Annotated in this window: 13 protein-coding genes; 4 read left to right on the top strand and 9 right to left on the bottom strand. The window is 70.6% G+C overall.

Annotation, left to right across the window (positions count from 1 at the left end; translation table 11 throughout):
* Positions 1 to 22: 22 nt before the first annotated feature.
* A complete protein-coding gene (locus HUV60_RS17375) occupies positions 23 to 1,849 on the bottom strand; it encodes an acyl-CoA dehydrogenase (RefSeq protein ID WP_257851644.1) in 1,827 nt (608 codons plus the stop codon).
* A gap of 224 nt (positions 1,850 to 2,073) precedes the next feature.
* Between HUV60_RS17375 and HUV60_RS17380 the strand changes: the two genes are divergently transcribed.
* Both HUV60_RS17380 and HUV60_RS17385 read left to right on the top strand, forming a co-directional pair.
* The gene (locus HUV60_RS17380; RefSeq protein WP_257850397.1) at positions 2,074 to 2,547 is read left to right on the top strand and encodes an SseB family protein; all 474 of its coding nucleotides are present in this window, start codon (positions 2,074 to 2,076) and stop codon (positions 2,545 to 2,547) included.
* Between the two features lie 228 nt (positions 2,548 to 2,775).
* On the top strand, positions 2,776 to 3,756 hold the full coding sequence (locus tag HUV60_RS17385; RefSeq protein WP_257850396.1) for a pirin family protein: 981 nt from the start codon (positions 2,776 to 2,778) through the stop codon (positions 3,754 to 3,756).
* Positions 3,757 to 3,916: 160 nt separating this feature from the next.
* Here the strand turns inward: HUV60_RS17385 and HUV60_RS17390 are convergent, their stop codons facing one another.
* Positions 3,917 to 6,100: an ATP-binding SpoIIE family protein phosphatase gene (locus tag HUV60_RS17390; protein WP_257850395.1), complete on the bottom strand. Its 2,184-nt coding sequence runs from the start codon at positions 6,098 to 6,100 to the stop codon at positions 3,917 to 3,919.
* A gap of 170 nt (positions 6,101 to 6,270) precedes the next feature.
* Between HUV60_RS17390 and aspS the strand changes: the two genes are divergently transcribed.
* Complete coding sequence (gene aspS / locus HUV60_RS17395) at positions 6,271 to 8,034, top strand: aspartate--tRNA ligase (RefSeq protein WP_257850394.1); 1,764 nt, start codon at positions 6,271 to 6,273, stop codon at positions 8,032 to 8,034.
* A gap of 64 nt (positions 8,035 to 8,098) precedes the next feature.
* On the opposite strand, the gene HUV60_RS17400 is transcribed toward aspS, so the two are convergent.
* The 5 genes from HUV60_RS17400 to HUV60_RS17420 all read right to left on the bottom strand — a co-directional run bounded on the left by HUV60_RS17400 (position 8,099) and on the right by HUV60_RS17420 (position 12,950).
* Complete coding sequence (locus HUV60_RS17400) at positions 8,099 to 8,272, bottom strand: hypothetical protein (RefSeq protein ID WP_257850393.1); 174 nt, start codon at positions 8,270 to 8,272, stop codon at positions 8,099 to 8,101.
* A gap of 128 nt (positions 8,273 to 8,400) precedes the next feature.
* Positions 8,401 to 8,613, bottom strand: a complete 213-nt coding sequence (locus HUV60_RS17405; protein WP_257850391.1) for a hypothetical protein — start codon at positions 8,611 to 8,613, stop codon at positions 8,401 to 8,403.
* Between the two features lie 175 nt (positions 8,614 to 8,788).
* Positions 8,789 to 9,154, bottom strand: a complete 366-nt coding sequence (locus HUV60_RS17410; protein ID WP_257850390.1) for a PH domain-containing protein — start codon at positions 9,152 to 9,154, stop codon at positions 8,789 to 8,791.
* 102 nt (positions 9,155 to 9,256) lie between these two features.
* Entirely contained in the window at positions 9,257 to 10,984 is a 1,728-nt protein-coding gene (gene metG, locus HUV60_RS17415; RefSeq protein ID WP_257850389.1) for a methionine--tRNA ligase, read from the bottom strand.
* A 181-nt stretch (positions 10,985 to 11,165) separates the two neighbouring features.
* Positions 11,166 to 12,950: a VWA domain-containing protein gene (locus HUV60_RS17420; RefSeq protein WP_269441199.1), complete on the bottom strand. Its 1,785-nt coding sequence runs from the start codon at positions 12,948 to 12,950 to the stop codon at positions 11,166 to 11,168.
* Positions 12,951 to 13,204: 254 nt separating this feature from the next.
* Here HUV60_RS17420 and HUV60_RS17425 point away from each other — a divergent pair, with 254 nt between their 5' ends.
* On the top strand, positions 13,205 to 15,301 hold the full coding sequence (locus tag HUV60_RS17425; RefSeq protein ID WP_257850386.1) for a PhoX family protein: 2,097 nt from the start codon (positions 13,205 to 13,207) through the stop codon (positions 15,299 to 15,301).
* Positions 15,302 to 15,468: 167 nt separating this feature from the next.
* Here HUV60_RS17425 and HUV60_RS17430 read toward each other — a convergent pair whose 3' ends face one another.
* A complete protein-coding gene (locus HUV60_RS17430) occupies positions 15,469 to 16,482 on the bottom strand; it encodes an endonuclease/exonuclease/phosphatase family protein (protein ID WP_257850385.1) in 1,014 nt (337 codons plus the stop codon).
* A 183-nt stretch (positions 16,483 to 16,665) separates the two neighbouring features.
* A complete protein-coding gene (locus tag HUV60_RS17435; protein ID WP_331462001.1) occupies positions 16,666 to 17,688 on the bottom strand; it encodes a hypothetical protein in 1,023 nt (340 codons plus the stop codon).
* Positions 17,689 to 17,920: the final 232 nt, after the last annotated feature.

Consider the following 17,920-nt stretch of genomic DNA (forward strand, 5'->3'; position numbering starts at 1 on the left):
TGCCGGGAGGTCCGGGGACGTCCTAGAAGGCCGCCTCGTCCAGCTCCATCAGGTCCAGCTCGACGCCCTCGGCGACCTTGCGGGCCAGGGTGACGCCGGGGAGCACGTTGGCCGCGAAGAACCTCGCCGCGGCGATCTTGCCGGTGTAGAAGGGGACGTCCTTGCCGGAGGCCGTCTGGAGCTTGCCGGCGGCGACCGCGGCCCCCCGCAGGAGCAGGTAGCCGACGATGACGTCGCCGGAGGCCATCAGCAGGCGGGTGGTGTTCAGACCCACCTTGTAGATGTTCTTGACGTCCTGTTCGGTGGCCGCGAGGTCGGTGAGCATCAGGCCGACGATGGCCTCCAGCTCGACGGTGGCCTTGGACAGGTGCTCGCGGGCGCCCGCCAGTTCCTCACCGCCGGTGCCGAGGGCGAGGAACTGCTTGATGTCCTCGGCGACCGAGTTCAGGGCCGCGCCCTGGTTGCGGACGATCTTCCGGAAGAAGTAGTCCTGGCCCTGGATCGCGGTGGTGCCCTCGTACAGGGTGTCGATCTTGGAGTCGCGGATGTACTGCTCGATCGGGTACTCCTGCAGGAAGCCCGAGCCGCCGAAGGTCTGCAGCGACTGGGCGAGCTGCTCGTAGCCCTTCTCGGAGCCGTAGCCCTTGACGATGGGCAGGAGCAGGTCGTTGAGCGCGTGCTCGGCCGAGGTGTCCTCGCCGGCCGCCGCCTTGACCGCGATCGTGTCCTGCACCGAGGCGGTGTGCAGGACGAGCGCGCGCATGCCCTCCGCGTACGCCTTCTGCGTCATCAGCGAGCGGCGTACGTCGGGGTGGTGGGTGACGGTGACCTTGGGGGCGGACTTGTCCATGAAGTTCGCGAGGTCCGGGCCCTGGACGCGCTCCTTGGCGTACTCCAGCGCGTTGAGGTAGCCGGTGGAGAGGGTGGAGATCGCCTTCGTGCCGACCATCATGCGGGCGAACTCGATGATGCGGAACATCTGGCGGATGCCGTCGTGCTTGTCGCCGATCAGCCAGCCCTTGGCGGGGTGCCGGTCACCGAAGGTCATCTCGCAGGTGTTGGACGCCTTCAGGCCCATCTTGTGCTCGACGTTCGTGGCGTACACGCCGTTGCGCTCGCCCGGCTCGCCGCTCTCGGCGTCGAAGAGGTACTTCGGAACGAGGAAGAGGGACAGGCCCTTGGTGCCGGGTCCGGCGCCCTCGGGACGCGCGAGCACGTAGTGGAGGATGTTCTCCGACATGTCGTGCTCACCCGAGGTGATGAACCGCTTCACGCCCTCGATGTGCCAGGAGCCGTCCTCCTGCTCCACGGCCCTGGTGCGGCCGGCGCCCACGTCCGAGCCGGCGTCCGGCTCGGTGAGGACCATGGTGGAGCCCCACTGCCGCTCGACGGCGATCTGCGCGGTCTTCTTCTGCGCGTCGTTGCCCTCGTCGTACAGGATTCCGGCGAAGGCGGGGCCGGAGGAGTACATCCACACGGCCGGGTTGGCGCCCAGGATCAGCTCGGCGTACGCCCAGATCAGCGATGGGGGAGTCGTCGTGCCGCCGATGGCCTCGGGCAGGCCCAGACGCCAGTACTCGGAGTCCATGAAGGCCTGGTAGCTCTTCTTGAAGGACGCGGGAACCGGTGCGGTGCTGGTCTCCGGGTCGAAGACCGGCGGGTTGCGGTCGGCGTCGGCGAAGGACTCGGCCAGCTCGTTCTCCGCGAGGCGGGTCAGCTCGTCGAGGACGCTCTTCGCGGTGTCGACATCCATCTCTTCGAACGGTCCGGTGCCGTACAGCTTGTCGCGCCCGAGTACCTCGAACAGGTTGAACTCGATGTCGCGGAGATTGGACTTGTAGTGCCCCATGGTGACGGCTCCCGGTCCGTAGAGAGAACGGCGAGGCACTTGGTTCCTCGCACAGGTTTGCATACCAACAAGTAGCTACGATGATGCTACCCGTCAGTAATAAGAAGCAAGCCCGATCCGGTCATGTGTGACGAGATCCGCGGTTCCGCCTCTGTTCTCCCCCGTCCGTCCCTACCCGCCCGTACTCCGCCCGGCCCCGCGGCGCTCTCGGTACGCTTGCGCGCATGTACGGCTACGACCAGAACGTAGGGGCACAGCAGGGGTATGCCCCGCCGCAGCAGCAGATGCCGGGCGGCTATGGGCAGCAGCAACAGCAGCAGCCGCTGTATCCGGAGCCGTCCGCACCGTCGCTCGCGGACGCGGTGCGCGCCTTCACCACGGGCCAGGTGACCGCCGAGGACTTCCAGCAGGTCTTCGCGACGTCCAAGGTGTACTGCCCGCGCGGCGACAACCCGGGCTTCCTCGCCCTGCACAGCACCCAGCAGCCGGTGATCCCGATGTTCACCTCGCTGAAGGAGCTGCGGCGGTACGCGGGCAAGGAGTCCAAGTACTTCGTGATCACCGGCGCCGAGGTGATCGACCTGCTGCCGACCGGCTACGGCTTCGTGCTGGACATGGAGGGCGAGCACCGGATGGTGTTCGACGCGAAGGCCGTGGAGCAGATGGTCGAGTTCGCGATGCGGCGCATGTACGGCTAGGTGTTCTGCCTCGGGAGGCTGCGGACGGGGGATTCGGGTCTCGGCCCCCTGCCCGGTCTGGAAGACTCGTGAAGATCTTGGGGTTCTGGACGTCGCGTGGCGGGCGGGTGGTCGCCGCCCGTCGAGGAACCCGCCGAGTCCGGAGGGAATGCCTTCCGGGCTTTCTCTGTTGGGAGTGACAGGAAGTTCAATGTTAAACTAAAATGACCGTACGAGAGAGGCACCGACATGCCTGCAGTGACCGTCGAGGACCTGCTGACGCTCCCCCGTGTGGCCGCTCCGGCCGACGCCGCGGTACGCCCCGTGCTCACCGTCACCACCGCGCCGAGCGGTTTCGAGGGCGAGGGCTTCCCGGTGCGCCGGGCGTTCGCCGGGATCAACTACCGCCATCTCGACCCGTTCATCATGATGGACCAGATGGGTGAGGTGGACTACGCGCCAGGAGAGCCCAAAGGGACCCCTTGGCATCCGCACCGCGGCTTCGAGACCGTCACCTACATCGTCGACGGCATCTTCGACCACCAGGACAGCCAGGGCGGCGGCGGCACCATCACCAACGGCGACACCCAGTGGATGACGGCGGGCGCGGGTTTGCTGCACATCGAGGCGCCGCCGGAGCACCTGGTCGTGTCCGGCGGGCTGTTCCACGGCCTCCAGCTGTGGGTGAACCTGCCGGCCAAGGACAAGATGACGGCGCCGCGCTACCAGGACATCCGCAGCGGCAGCGTCCAACTGCTCACCTCCCCCGACGGCGGCGCGCTCCTTCGCGTCATCGCCGGTGAGCTGGACGGTCACGAGGGCCCCGGCATCACGCACACGCCGATCACGATGATCCACGCGACACTGGCACCGGGCGCCGAGATCACCCTGCCCTGGCGCGAGGCCTTCAACGGCCTCGCCTACGTGATGGCCGGCCGCGGCACGGTCGGCACCGACCGCCGTCCGGTCCACATGGGGCAGACGGCCGTCTTCGGCGCCGGTGGCTCACTGACCGTCCGCGCGGACGAGAGGCAGGACTCGAACACGCCGGACCTGGACGTCGTCCTGCTCGGCGGCCTCCCGATCCGCGAGCCGATGGCCCACTACGGTCCGTTCGTGATGAACACCCGCGAGGAGCTCCAGCAGGCCTTCGACGACTTCCAGAAGGGCCGCCTGGGCACCGTTCCGGCCGTGCACGGCATGTCGGCATCGGGACCGCAGGAGTCCTGACCCGCCTGGTGTGTGGTGGCCCCGTCCGGTCCCGGGCGGGGCCACCGGCCGTTCCCGGCTCTGCGTACCGTTACGGGCGACGGTGCTTCCCGTACTGCCCGCCCTGCTCGGTGGGCGCTCCTGCGGCTGCCGCGGCGGCGGACGGTGACGGTGAGGGCTTTCACGGGGCGGTGCGGTCCTCGTGGGGCTTGCGGTCCTGGTGGGGCGCCGAGGCGGCGGTCTCGTCGGTCCCGTCCGGCGGGTTGTCCGATTCATCCAGTTCGAACCAGATGCTCTTGCCCTGGCCGCGCGGGGCGACGCCCCAGGAGTGGGCCAGGAGTTCGATCAGGAGCAGGCCGCGACCGGAGGACGCCAGCTCGCCCGGTGCGCGGATGTGCGGGAGGTCGGCGCCTCCGTCGGTGACCTCGATGTGCATCCGGCGTCCTTCGGGCCCGCCGACGACCTCGGCTTGGAGGAGTGCGTCGGTGTCGGTGTGCACGAGGACGTTGGTGAGTACCTCCGACAGGAGCAGGACCGCCGAGTCGACCTGGTCCGGCGAGCACCAGTCGTGCAGCAGCTCGCGCAGGTGCTGCCGGGCCTCCGCGACCCGTTCCGGCTCGGACTGCTCCACCGTCAGCATGGTGCGGCGCAGCGCCCGCCGTACCGTGCCCGGACCGGCGCCGAGGCCCTCGGCCTGCCGGGTGAGCAGCAGCAGCGCGATGTCGTCCTCGCGGCGGTCGGTCAGGGGGCCGGTGGTGTGGTGCGAGGAGGGGCCGTGGACCGCCTGCACCAGGGCGTCGGCCAGTTCCTCCAAGCTGCCCCGGTGGCGTTCGAGGACGGTGCGCAGCCGCCGCCAGCCGGTGTCCAGGTCGTGGCCGCCGGTCTCGATCAGGCCGTCCGTGCAGACCAGCATGGTTTCGCCGGGCTCCAGGACCATGCGGGTGGTGGGGTAGTCGGCGTCCGGAGTGATGCCCAGGGGGACCCCGCCCGCCGTCTGCCGGGTCAGCACGGTCGCGTCGGGCATGCGGACCGCGGGATCGTGGTGTCCCGCGCGGGCGATGTCCAGCACCCCGCCGGTGGGGTCCACCTCGACGTACAGGCATGTCGCGTAGCGCGGATCGGCAGGGTCCGCCTCGTTGATCCCGTACAGGAAGCGGGAGGCGCGGGAGAGCACGGCGTCGGGCCGGTGTCCCTCGGAGGCGTACGCCCGCAGGGCTATGCGCAGCTGGCCCATGAGTCCGGCGGCCCGTACATCGTGGCCCTGCACATCCCCGATGACCAGGGCGAACCGTTCGTTCGGCAGCGTGATCACGTCGTACCAGTCGCCGCCGACCTGGAGGCCGCCGCCGGTGGGGACGTACCGGGCGGCGACGCTCATCCCCGGGATGCGCTGCGGGCCGAGCCTGGGCAGCATCGAGCGCTGCAGGTCGTTGGTGAGGGCCCGCTCGCTCTCGGCGGTGCCCGCTCGGGTCAGCGCCTGGGCCAGCATCCGCGCCACGGTGGTCAGCACCGACCGCTCGTCGGGGGTGAAGGCGACCGGGTGAGCGAAGACCGCCATCCAGGTGCCCATCGTGCGGCCGGACGCCGTCAGCGGCAGGAAGGCCCAGGACTGGTGGTCGAAGCGTTCGGCCAGCGGCCAGGTGAGGGGGTAGCGGGCCCGGTACTGCTGTGGGCTGGATACATAGATCGCGCGGCCCGTCCGGGCCACCTCGGCGGCAGGGAAGGCCGTGTCCAGGGGCATGGAGTACGGGCCTTCGGAGCCGGGCTCCGGTCCGTGGTGGCCGACGACGGTGAGCTGGTCGCCCGTCACGCCGTACACCGCGAGTCCGGCCGGTGAGAAGCCCGGCATCGAGAGGTTCGCCGCGACCCGCAGTACCTCCTGGGTCGAGCGCGCCTCGGCCAGCGCCCTGCCCGCGTCCAGCAGGAACGCCTCCCGGGACCGGCGCCAGTCGCCGGTGACCGCGCTGCGGTCGGCGGGGGTACCGGGTGCCGGATCGGTGACCTCCTGAAGGGTGCCTGTGAGCAGGTACGCCTTGCGCAGGGGGTCGAAGGTCGGCTTGGAGCGGCTGCGTACCACCCGTACGACCCGCCCCTGGTCGTCCATGATCCGGATGCGCACCTCGGCAAGGGTGCCTTCGGCGACGGCGAGCTGGACCACGCCGGTGATCTCGTTCCAGTCGACCGGGTGGAGTCGTGCCCGCACCTGGGCCTCCGTGAGGGTGACCTGCTCGGCGGGCAACTCCAGGAGCCGTGCCGAGACCTCGTCGACCGTCACCAGCCCGGCTGCCGTGTCCCAGTGCCATCTTCCGGTCTCGACGAGGGCGAGGACGTCCCTCATGGAAGGCAGGGGCTCACCAGTGCGCATTGCCCCACTTTATGAAGACCTGGGATGAAGGTGCCACCGGCGGTGCCCGCGGGGCCGGCCGATAAGCCTGGGGCGGCGATCTTGGACCGGCCGGTAGGCTTGAGGGAGTTTCACGTGAAACAACGACCCCGACACCAAGACCCCGATCCGCGAAGGCTGGATGAACGACGATGCATCGGTACAGGTCCCACACCTGCGGCGAGCTCCGCGCCTCTGACGTCGGCACCGACGTCCGGTTGAGCGGCTGGCTGCACAATCGGCGCGACCTGGGCGGCATCCTCTTCATCGATCTGCGCGATCACTACGGCATCACGCAGCTCGTGGCCCGTCCCGGTACGCCCGCCTACGAGGCCCTGGACCGGCTCTCCAAGGAGACCGTCGTCCGGATCGACGGCAAGGTCGTCTCCCGCGGCGCGGAGAACGTCAACCCCGAGCTGCCGACCGGCGAGGTCGAGGTCGAGGTCGGCGAGGTCGAGGTGCTGGGCGCGGCGGCCCCGCTCCCCTTCACGATCAACGCCGAGGACGGGGTCAACGAGGAGCGGCGCCTGGAGTACCGCTTCCTGGACCTGCGCCGCGAGCGCATGCACCGCAACATCCTGCTGCGGACGTCGGTGATCTCGGCCATCCGTCACAAGATGACGGCGCTGGGCTTCAACGAGATGGCGACGCCGATCCTCAGCGCCACCTCCCCCGAGGGCGCCCGCGACTTCGTCGTCCCGTCGCGTCTCAACGCGGGCAGGTTCTACGCGCTGCCGCAGGCTCCGCAGCAGTTCAAGCAGCTGCTGATGGTCTCCGGCTTCGACCGCTACTTTCAGATCGCGCCCTGCTTCCGCGACGAGGACGCCCGCGCGGACCGCTCGCCGGGCGAGTTCTACCAGCTCGACGTGGAGATGAGCTTCGTCGAGCAGGAGGACGTCTTCCAGCCGATCGAGAAGCTGATGACCGAGCTGTTCGAGGAGTTCGGCAACGGTCGCCATGTGACGTCCCCGTTCCCGCGGATCCCGTTCCGCGAGGCGATGCTGAAGTACGGCTCCGACAAGCCGGACCTGCGCGCCAAGCCGGAGCTCGTCGACATCACCGACGTCTTCGAGGGCTCGGAGTTCAAGGCGTTCGCCGGCAAGCACGTGCGCGCGCTGCCGGTGCCGGACGTCTCCGGCCAGCCGCGCAAGTTCTTCGACCAGCTCGGTGACTACGCGGTCGCGCAGGGCGCGAAGGGCCTGGCGTGGGTGCGGGTGGCCGAGGACGGCTCGCTGACCGGCCCGATCGCGAAGTTCCTCACCGAGGAGAACGTCGCCGAGCTGACCAAGCGGCTCTCGCTGGCCCCCGGCCACGCGGTGTTCTTCGGCGCGGGCGAGTTCGACGAGGTCTCGAAGATCATGGGCGCGGTCCGCGTCGAGGCCGCCAAGCGGGCCGGGCAGTTCGAGGAGGACGTCTTCCGCTTCTGCTGGATCGTCGACTTCCCGATGTACGAGAAGGACCCGGACACCGGCGCGATCGACTTCTCCCACAACCCGTTCTCGATGCCGCAGGGCGGCCTGGAGGCCCTGGAGACCCAGGACCCGCTGGACATCCTGGGCTGGCAGTACGACATCGTGTGCAACGGCGTCGAGCTGTCCTCCGGCGCGATCCGGAACCACGAGCCGGACATCATGATCAAGGCCTTCGAGATCGCGGGCTACGACCGTGAGACGGTCGAGGAGAAGTTCGCCGGCATGCTCCGCGCGTTCCGCTTCGGCGCCCCGCCGCACGGCGGCATCGCGCCCGGTGTCGACCGCATCGTCATGCTCCTCGCCGACGAGCCCAACATCCGCGAGACCATCGCCTTCCCGCTCAACGGCAACGCCCAGGACCTGATGATGGGCGCCCCGACCGAGCTGGACGAGGCCCGCCTGAAGGAACTGCACCTCTCGGTACGCAAGCCGCAGGCGAAGTAACCCGCGCAGCAGCGAAGGGCCCGGAAGCGTTCGGCGCTTCCGGGCCCTTTGTGGCCGGGCCTTTTCACCGGGCTCGCGTCAGGTGCCCCGGCTTGTCCCCGGTGGGTCCCCGGAGGTCGTGCGCGACCAGCTCGGCGAGCCGGTCGCGCAGCTGCTGCGGGGTGGGCGTGGACAGCACCGACCCACCCGAGGCGGGGCCGGGCTCGGAATCCGGGCCGGCGAGAGGTCGCTGGGTCACGATGCCTGACGAGGGGCGGTCACCGGCAGCGGGTACGGACTTCCGTGCGGAACCCGATCAGCCGCCTTCATCAGGCGACGCGTCACCCCGTTGGAAGGGGAGAGCGCTGCCGTCGGCGTTCGGTCCGGTCAGCCGGAGCCGCGGCTCCTCGTCGAGCCGGACGTCCGGGGCGTACTCCTGTGCCGCCGCCAGCAGCTCGCGTGATGGCCCGCCTCGATCTCCTCGTCGTCCTCCCGGTCCCCGGTGCCCAACTCATCAAGGAGACGCGCGGCGCGCTTGGCCCCGGCCGGGTCGTCTCGAAGGAGCGCGCGCCCGCGCTCGCGCCAGATGCCACCGGTCATAGTCGTACCTCCAGGTATCCGCGTGCCGGAGACGCACTTTCTTCGGATGGCGAGGGGTCCTTCCCGTCGGGCAGTCCGTTGACGCGCATCCCCGGCCGATGGAGCAGGGAGGTCCCTCCGTCAGCCGTGACTACTCGTTCGCGAAGATGTCTTCGGCCGTCGGGCTCAGTATGGGTCAGCGGGCCACGAACTGGGTGAGGATGGCCTGGACCTCGTAGATGTCGACGCCCTTGGTGAAGGTCTTCTGCACCGGGGTGGGCGTGCCGGAGATCCAGATCTTGAGTTCGGCGTCGAGGTCGAAGGTGCCGGCCGTCTCGACGGCGAAGTGGGTGATGCTGCGGTACGGGATGGAGTGGTACTCGGTCTTCTTGCCGGTGATGCCCTGCTTGTCGATCATGATCAGCCGGCGGTCGGTGAAGAGGATGGTGTCGCGGATCAGCAGGTAGGCGGCGTGCACCTGCTCGCCGTGGCCCAGGAGGCGGGCGTACTCCTGCTGCGCCTGCGACGGGTCGATGCTGTGCGCGTTGCCGAACAGTGCCATGGATGCTCCCCCTGCGTGAAGTGATCTCCCCGAGACGCTATCGAACGCGTCAGGGCCCGGGAACCTCTGTTCCCGGGCCCTGACGTCGATGGTGCGGGGTCGTTACGCGGGCTGCGGCTCGCCGCCGAAGCGCTCCTTGTACGCCTCCAGGTCGTCGTCCGTCAGCTTGGCGAACAGGACCGGCGGGACGGTGAAGGGGGTGCCGGCGGGGACCGAGGCGAGCGTGCGGGTCTCCTCGGTGCCGGCCCAGGTCGCGGTGTCACCGGGCAGGGTGAAGACCTGGCGCATCGCCGCCGACGTCGACGGGATGAACGGCTCCGACACCACCGCGTACAGGCGGATCAGGTTCATCGCCGTACGCAGCGTGAGGGCGGCGGCGTCCTGGTCGGTCTTGATCTCCAGCCAGGGGGCCTTCTCCTCCAGGTAGGAGTTGCCCGCGGACCACAGGGCGCGCAGCGCGGCCGCCGCCTTGCGGAACTGCAGCGCCTCCATCTGGGACTCGTACTCCGCGAGGAGCGACGTGATCTCCTCCCCGAGCCTGCTCTCGGCCTCGCCGGGCTCGCCGCCCGCCGGGACCTCCTCGCCGAAGCGCTTCTTCGAGAAGGACAGGACGCGGTTGACGAAGTTGCCCAGGGTGTCGGCCAGATCCTTGTTCACCGTGGCGGTGAAGTGCTCCCAGGTGAACGACGCGTCGTCCGACTCCGGCGCGTTGGCGATCAGGAAGTACCGCCAGTAGTCGGCCGGGAGGATGTCCAGCGCCTGGTCGGTGAAGACACCGCGCTTCTGCGAGGTGGAGAACTTGCCGCCGTAGTACGTCAGCCAGTTGAAGGCCTTGACGTAGTCGACCTTCTTCCACGGCTCGCGGACACCCAGCTGCGTGGCCGGGAACATCACCGTGTGGAACGGGACGTTGTCCTTCGCCATGAACTCCGTGTAGCGCACGGTGTCGTCCGCCTCGTACCACCACGACTTCCAGTCGCGCGTCTCACCGTCGGGCGCGGAGTCCGCCCACTCCTTCGTCGCGGCGATGTACTCGATCGGGGCGTCGAACCAGACGTAGAAGACCTTGCCCTCGGCCGCCAGCTCTGGCCAGGTGTCGGCCGGCACGGGGACACCCCAGTCCAGGTCGCGGGTGATCGCACGGTCGTGCAGGCCCTCGGTCAGCCACTTGCGCGCGATGGACGCGGCCAGCTGCGGCCACTCCTCCTCGTGCCGGGCCACCCACTCCTCGACCTCGTGCTGGAGCTTCGACTGGAGGAGGAAGAGGTGCTTGGTCTCGCGGACCTCCAGCTCCGTGGAGCCGGAGATCGCCGACCGCGGGTCGATCAGGTCGGTCGGGTCCAGCACGCGGGTGCAGTTCTCGCACTGGTCGCCGCGTGCCTTGTCGTAACCGCAGTGCGGGCAGGTGCCCTCCACGTAGCGGTCCGGGAGGAAGCGGCCGTCGGCCGGGCTGTAGACCTGGCGGATCGCGCGCTCCTCGATGAACCCGTTCTCCCGGAGGCGGCGGGCGAAGTGCTGCGTGATCTCCACGTTCTGCTGCGAGGAACTGCGGCCGAAGTGGTCGAAGGCGAGGGCGAAGCCGTCGTAGACCGCCTTCTGCGCGTCGTGCGCCTGCGCGCAGAACACGTCGACGGGCAGGCCCTGCTCCTTCGCGGCCAGCTCGGCCGGGGTGCCGTGCTCGTCCGTCGCGCAGATGTACAGGACGTCGTGGCCGCGCCGGCGCAGGTAACGGGAGTAGACGTCCGCCGGGAGCATGGACCCCACCATGTTGCCCAGGTGCTTGATCCCGTTGATGTACGGAAGGGCGCTGGTGATGAGGTGTCGAGCCATCGGAGGCTGCTCCCGGGTTGAAACGTACGGAACCTTCAAATCGTAGCCGACACGGGTACGCCGCTCGCTTCTCGTTTTATGGGATGAGAAGCGGGCGGCGTGGGATGCCCGGGGGCGGTTGCGGCTGTGGGCCGCAGCCACGGGTTGCAGCGGTGGGTCCAGCTGTGGAGCGGAGCCGTGGTTACGGGCGCCAGGACTTCAGCACTGCCTTGTAGAGCTCCTTGTCGGTGAGTTCCAGCGGGGACTCGCCGGCGAGGAAGTGGGCCGTGTTCGGCGCCTTCAGCTTGCGGAGGTAGTCGAACGCCTTGCTCTCCGGGTCGCCGAAGGCGACGAACGAGAAGAAGACGGAGGGGTGGGTCTTCGCGGCCTCCGTGAGGGACTGGGTCGCGGGGGTCTTCGCGTCGGGGGCACCGTCCGTCTGGAACACCACCAGGGCGGGCGCGCCCGGTGCCGCCTTGTCGTGCAGGGCGAGGACCTCGGCCACCGCCGCGTGGTAACTGGTCCGGCCCATACGGCCGAGAGACGCGTGCAGGGTGTCGATCTTGTTCTCGTGGTCGGCGAGGGTCAGCTCGCCGGTCCCGTCGACCTCGGTGGAGAAGAAGACGACCTTGACCGTGGCGGACTCGGGATCCGCGTCGAGGTGAGCGGCGAGAGCGAGGGTCTGCTCGGCGAGGGCCTGCGCGGAGCCGTCCTTGTAGTACGGGCGCATCGACGCGGAGCGGTCGAGGACGAGGTAGACGCGGGCGCGGGTGCCGGTGAGGTTGTGCTCCGCGAGGGCTGCGGCGGCTGCTTCGTAGGCGGTGCGGATCGCCTCCGGCGCGGTGGGGGGAACCTCGGCCTCGGCTTCGCCTTCGGCCTCGGTGGTGTTCCCACCCGGACCACCCGTGCGGGTCTCGTTGTCGGGTGCGGGTGGCCCCTGCGGGGTGTCCTCGCCGTCGGCGACCGCGGGCTGCGGCTGTGCCTCCGGCGTCGGCTTGGGCTCGGGGGCGGCCTGGGGCACCGATTCGGACGTCGGCTCGGGTGTGGGTTCCGGCTTGGGTTCGGGCTTGGGGCCGGGCTTGGTGTCGCCGTCGGCGACCGTGGGCTGCGGCTGCGCCTCCGGCGTCGGCTTGGGCGTCGGCTTGGGCTCGGGGGCGGCCTGGGGCACCGATTCGGACGTCGGCTCGGGTGTGGGTTCCGGCTTGGGGCCGGGCTTGGTGTCGCCGTCGGCGACCGCGGGCTGCGGCTGCGCCTCCGGCGTCGGCTTGGGCGTCGGCTTGGGCTCGGGGGCGGCCTGGGGCACCGATTCGGACGTCGGCTCGGGTGTGGGTTCCGGCTTGGGTTCGGGCTTGGGGCCGGGCTTGGTGTCGCCGTCGGCGACCGTGGGCTGCGGCTGCGCCTCCGGCGTCGGCTTGGGCGTCGGCTTGGGCGTCGGCTTGGGCTCGGGGGCGGCCTGGGGCACCGATTCGGACGTCGGCTCGGGTGTGGGTTCCGGCTTGGGGTCGGGGCCGGCTTCCGTCTTGGCGTCGGGCTCGGGGTCGGCTTCGGCCTCGTTGGTGGGTTTGATCTCTGGCTGCGGGGCCTCGGAGGGCGTTGCTGCCTTCGGCTCTGCCTCGGGCTTTTCGGCTGCGGGCTCGGGGGTCGGCTCCGCTTCCGGGGTGGGGGAGGTGGGGGTGGGGGGCGTGACGTCGTTGAAGGCCGCTGAGACGAGGTCGTGTTCGTCGCTGCGGGGTTCCGGGACGGAGGCCGTGGTGGCCTCCGGCGTCGGTTCGGGGGAGGGGGACGGGAGTCGCGGGGCCGAAGCCTCGGCCGCCGTGGACTCGTCGGTCGGTTCGGGCGGCGTCGGGGTGGCCGCGGTCGCGGCGTCCGGACGGGCGGATTGTTCCACGCCGTCCGTTTCGGCGACCGGCGCCGCACCCTCTGCCTCCGTCGTGCTCGCTTTGCGTGACCGGCCGAACGCGTTCCGCAGGAGAGTGAGAATGCCCATGTGCGCAACCCTTCGCGTGAGTTGTAGCCCGTGGATCCCTGGCCAGGACGGACACGTAAGGTTAGCGGCCCTTGTGGGTGATCTTGGGCAGGGTGTCAAGGGCGCCATTCGGCCCTGTGGATGATCATGCAGCGATATCGGCAACCCCGTTTGTTCTGCCGCAGGTTCACTTTCCGTTCACCCTGGCGCCCGGCTGCCGCACATATGTACTCCTACGGTCACGCTGACACCCCGCGTATCCAAGGAGAGAACACGTGCGCAAGCTGCTTCCGTTGATCGGGACGCCGTCCCGTTCGCACCCTGGCGGCCGGTCCGCCCTGACCTGTCGTTTCCGGTGTGGTGACGCCTGCTTCCACGAGGTGCCCAACACCAGCACCAACGAATACGTCGGTGACGTCATCTCCGACGCCCTCAGCCGCCGGTCGATGATGCGGGCCGCCGCCGCTGTCACGGTCGTCGCGGCCGGCGCCGGCGCGGTCAACCTCGCCGGTGCCCCCGAGGCCCAGGCGGCCCCCGCCGCCGGCAAGGGGGGACACGGGAACGGAAACAGTCACGGGAACCAGAAGCCGAAGGGTGCCCGCGGTCTGCGGTTCACGCCCGTCGCGCCCAACACCGCCGACGCAGTCACCGTGCCGGAGGGCTACGGCCAGAACGTCGTCATCCGCTGGGGTGAGCCCATCCTGCGCGGCGCGCCCGCCTTCGACCCGGAGAACCAGACGGCCGAGGCGCAGGCCGGGCAGTTCGGGTACAACGTCGACTTCCTCGCGCTGCTCCCCCTCAAGGGCGAGCGTGACCGGCAGCTGCTCGTGGCCAACCACGAGTACAGCGACGAGGTCCTGATGTTCCGCGGTTACGACTCCGACAACCCCACCCGTGAGCAGGTGGAGATCGGCTGGGCCGCGCACGGTCTGGGTGTCGTCGTCGTCGAGGAGGACCGCAGGAGCGGCAAGCTCACGCCCGTCACCCGGCACCACCTCAACCGGCGGCTCACCGCCACCTCCGAGTTCCGGCTGACCGGCCCCGTCGCCGGGTCCGACCTGGTGAAGACCTCCGCCGACCCGAGCGGCCGCAAGGTGCTCGGCACCCTCAACAACTGCGCCGGCGGCACCACCCCGTGGGGCACGACCCTGCACGGTGAGGAGAACTTCAACCAGTACTTCGCCAACGGCAGCGGCGCGACCGACAAGCGGTACGGCATCGGCACCGGCGCCACCGGGCGCAAGTGGGAGCGGTTCGACAAGCGGTTCGACCTCGCCCAGGAGCCCAACGAGGCGCACCGGTTCGGCTACGTCGTCGAACTCGACCCCTACGACCCGGACTCCGTCCCGCGCAAGCGCACCGCGCTCGGCCGCTTCAAGCACGAGGGCGCGACCGTACGCCTGACGCACGACGGCCGTCCGGTCGTGTACTCCGGTGACGACGAGCGGTTCGACTACCTCTACAAGTTCGTCGGCAGCAAGCGGATGAAGCACGGCAACAGCCGCGCCGCGCGCGAGCACAACCTCACGCTGCTCGACGAGGGCACGCTCTACGTCGCCAGGATCACCGGTGACTCGCCCGCCATCGAGATCGACGGCACCGGCAAGCTCCCGAAGGACGGCGAGTTCGACGGCAGCGGCCAGTGGATCCCCCTGGCCACCGCCACCGCCAAGGGTGCCGTCTCGCACATCGACGGCATGACCGCCGAGGAGGTCTTCGTCTTCACGCGCATCGCCGGCGACACGGTGGGCGCCACCAAGATGGACCGCCCCGAGGACGTCGAGCCCAACCCGGTCACCGGCAAGGTCTACGTCGCGCTGACCAACAACACCAACCGCGGTGTCGGCTCGAACCCCAGGGCGGACGAGGCCAACCCGCGCAACGCCAACAAGCACGGCCACGTCCTCGAGCTGACCGAACGCTGGAACCGGCCGGAGAGCACCCGGTTCGCCTGGTCGCTGTTCCTGGTCGCGGGCGACCCGCAGGACCCGGCGACGTACTTCGCGGGCTTCCCGAAGGACTCCGTGAGCCCGATCTCCTGCCCGGACAACGTCGCCTTCGACGACCACGGCAACCTGTGGATCTCCACCGACGGCGCCGCCCTCGGCTCGCACGACGGACTCTTCGGCGTCGCCACGCGCGGTGACCGCCGCGGTGAGCTGAAGCAGTTCCTCACCGTGCCCAGGGGCGCGGAGACCTGTGGCCCGGTCGTCCAGGACCGGCGGGTGCTCGTCGCCGTGCAGCACCCGGGCGAGGTGGACGGCGCGTCGGCGGAGAACCCGGGCAGCACCTGGCCCGACGGCCCCGGCACGTACCCCCGGCCCGCCGTGGTCGCCGTGTGGCGCAAGGACGGCCGGGACATCGGCGTCTGACGTCATCCGTTCGTCACCCGTCGGGGAGACGGGTCCGGACAACCGGTTCCGGGTTCGTCGTCGATGACGGGATCGGTTGCGGAACAGGTCACGGACGGGGTGCGGCTCCCTGCGGGGAGGCCGCGCCCCGTCCGCCGTGTCCGGGGCGGCAGGACGGTGCGGCGCGGTCAGCCGTCATGGTGCAGTGCGAGGTCGACGACCAGGGTGCGGTGGTCGGTGTCGGGAAGGTCGAGGAAGCGGGGCCGGTCCGCGGCGAACTGCGGGGACACCAGTACATGGTCGATCTGGGCGCCGAACCTCGGCGCGGTCCCGGCCGGCCAGGTCGGGACCCGGTGGGCGCCCCCCAGCCGCGCGGCGTCGCTGAGTCCGGAGTCGAGGAGGCGCCGGAAGGCAGCGTGGTCCTGGGAGGCGTTGAAGTCCCCGGCGAGCACCACGGGGGCCGTAGGGTCGGCGGTGACGACGTCGCGCAGCCGGCCGAGCTCCCGCTCCCAGACGTCCACCTGGCCGGGGATCGGCGGCATGGGGTGGGCGAGCTGGAGCCGTACGGCGTGCCCGTCGATGTCGGCGACGGCTCCCGGCATGCCCATGCTGCTGCCGGGGACGCCGTCGGTGCCCTTGAGCGGGAAGCGGCTGAGGATGACGGAGCCCTCGGAGCCGCCGCCCTCCACGGCCCGGCGGTGCGGATGGTCCGACGTCAGGTCCCGACGCAGCCGCGCCTCGCAGGTGTACTCGCACTCCTGAACGAACACCACGTCCGGCTTCAGCCGGCGCACCGCGTCGACCAGTCCGTCGGTGGCCCGGCCGAACTCCACGTTGGACGTCATCACCCGGAACTCGGCGACGGGCGGCCCGACGGGCGCGGCGGCCCTCCCGTACGGCTCGATGAACCAGGCCAGCAGCCCGAGCAGGACGACGCCCCACACCGCGCCGGTCCACCGCCGGGCGAGCAGGGTGAACAGCAGCCCGAGGGCGGTCGGTGCGAGGAGCCAGGGCAGGAACGCGAGCAGCTGGGGCACGGGGGTGACCGCGTCGGTGCCGACGGCCCGGCAGCCGACGACCACGCTCACCCCGGTGAAGAGCAGCGCCGCCGACCAGCTGCCGAACCGCCGCTTCGCGCTACGGCGGCCGGGCTCTTCCCCGGTGCCCGCCCACTCGGCCGTTCCGACAGTCGCAGTGTCCAACGTCCGGCCTTCCGCTCGTGGTGGATCGGTCCGTGAAGATCCGACTCTGTTGCTCAATTGCGGAGAGTGACGCCGGCCCCTCGACGGGGCGCGTGGAACGGGCCTCGCGAGGAGGCGGTCCGGCCCCTCTCGGATGCGGTGCGTGACCATCCCTCGAATTGAGCAGCAGAGTCAGATCCTCCCTCAAAGACGAGGGTCGACGGCGGGAGGTTGCGGCGGTCCGTTCCCCGCCTCGTCACAGGCCGGTGACGACGGTGACGCCGGTGACGGTGCCTCGGCGCCGGTCCGGGCCTTTGCCCGGTGGGTCCGCGAACGCCCTGTCCGTCCACGCCGTACCGAGGTGGGCCCGCGCCCATGGAGTCCGGTCAGCAGGCAGGCGAGTGCCACCGTCAGGCCCAGGGCGAGCAGCGTCCAGGACGTGGTGCGCAGCGTGGCGGTGAGGGTGTCGTAGACCACGCCTGCGGCGGGGCGGTGGACCGGTTCGGGCACGTCGGCCAGGGTGAGCCGGCGGCCGACCACGACGGCGACGGCGAGCAGGCCGCCGCCCAGGGCGATGCCGAGCCCGGTCGCGGCGAGCGTCCGACGACGGCGGACGGCGACGGCGATCCCGGCGACGGCCAGGACGACGGCCGCGAGGGGCAGCCAGAAGGCGGCGGCGTCCATCAGCCGGTACCCCGCCCGGAGCCCGGCCACCTCCGTCGCCGGCACCACCGCGACCCGGGTGTGTTCGACCGGGATGCGGTCGGCGAACGGCATGCGGTCGGCGACGAGCCGCCGCTTCACCTCGGCGGTGACGGGCGCGAGGTCGACGGTGACCGGGCCGGGGGCCGCCCGGCCGTCGCGCAGGGCACGCAGGACCGCGTCGTGCACGGCCCGGTTCGCCGCCTCCCACGCGGTGTCGAACGCCTCGGTGCGGGTGAACGAGCGGACCGCGTCCCGTACGAACGGCCGGGCCAGGTCGCGCGTCGGCCTCGCGTCCAGCTCCCGCACGGCCCCGTCCCCCACGGTGTCGGCGACCGCGTCGCGCACGGCGGGGTCGGCGGACAGCGGTGCCACGGCGCCGACGTACCGTCCGGTGTCGGCCACCGAGTGCACCGCCCAGGCCGCGAGCGCGCCGCAGGGCACGAGCAGGCACGCCAGGACGACGAGCGTCGCCGACAGGGCGTTGCGCAGGCGCGTGAGCGCTCCCTCGCGGCGGGACGGCACGGGCGGTTCCGGCGGTCGGGGTGGTACGGCGTGGGGCGGCACCCCCTCAGGCAAGGCGCGGGGCGACGCACACGCGAACGCAGGGCGGGCATCCGGACTACCGGGGCCACCCGGAGGACCCCGGATGCCCGCCCTGCGCCCGTGACTCTGCTGCGCGATTACCCGGCGTGATGACGCCGTGCCGATACGGCCTTCAGAGCGCGTCGCAGATGCAGGCAGGCCGGGCGCGGCC

The organism is Streptomyces sp. KMM 9044 (assembly GCF_024701375.2).
In the GTDB taxonomy this organism is placed as follows: domain Bacteria; phylum Actinomycetota; class Actinomycetes; order Streptomycetales; family Streptomycetaceae; genus Streptomyces.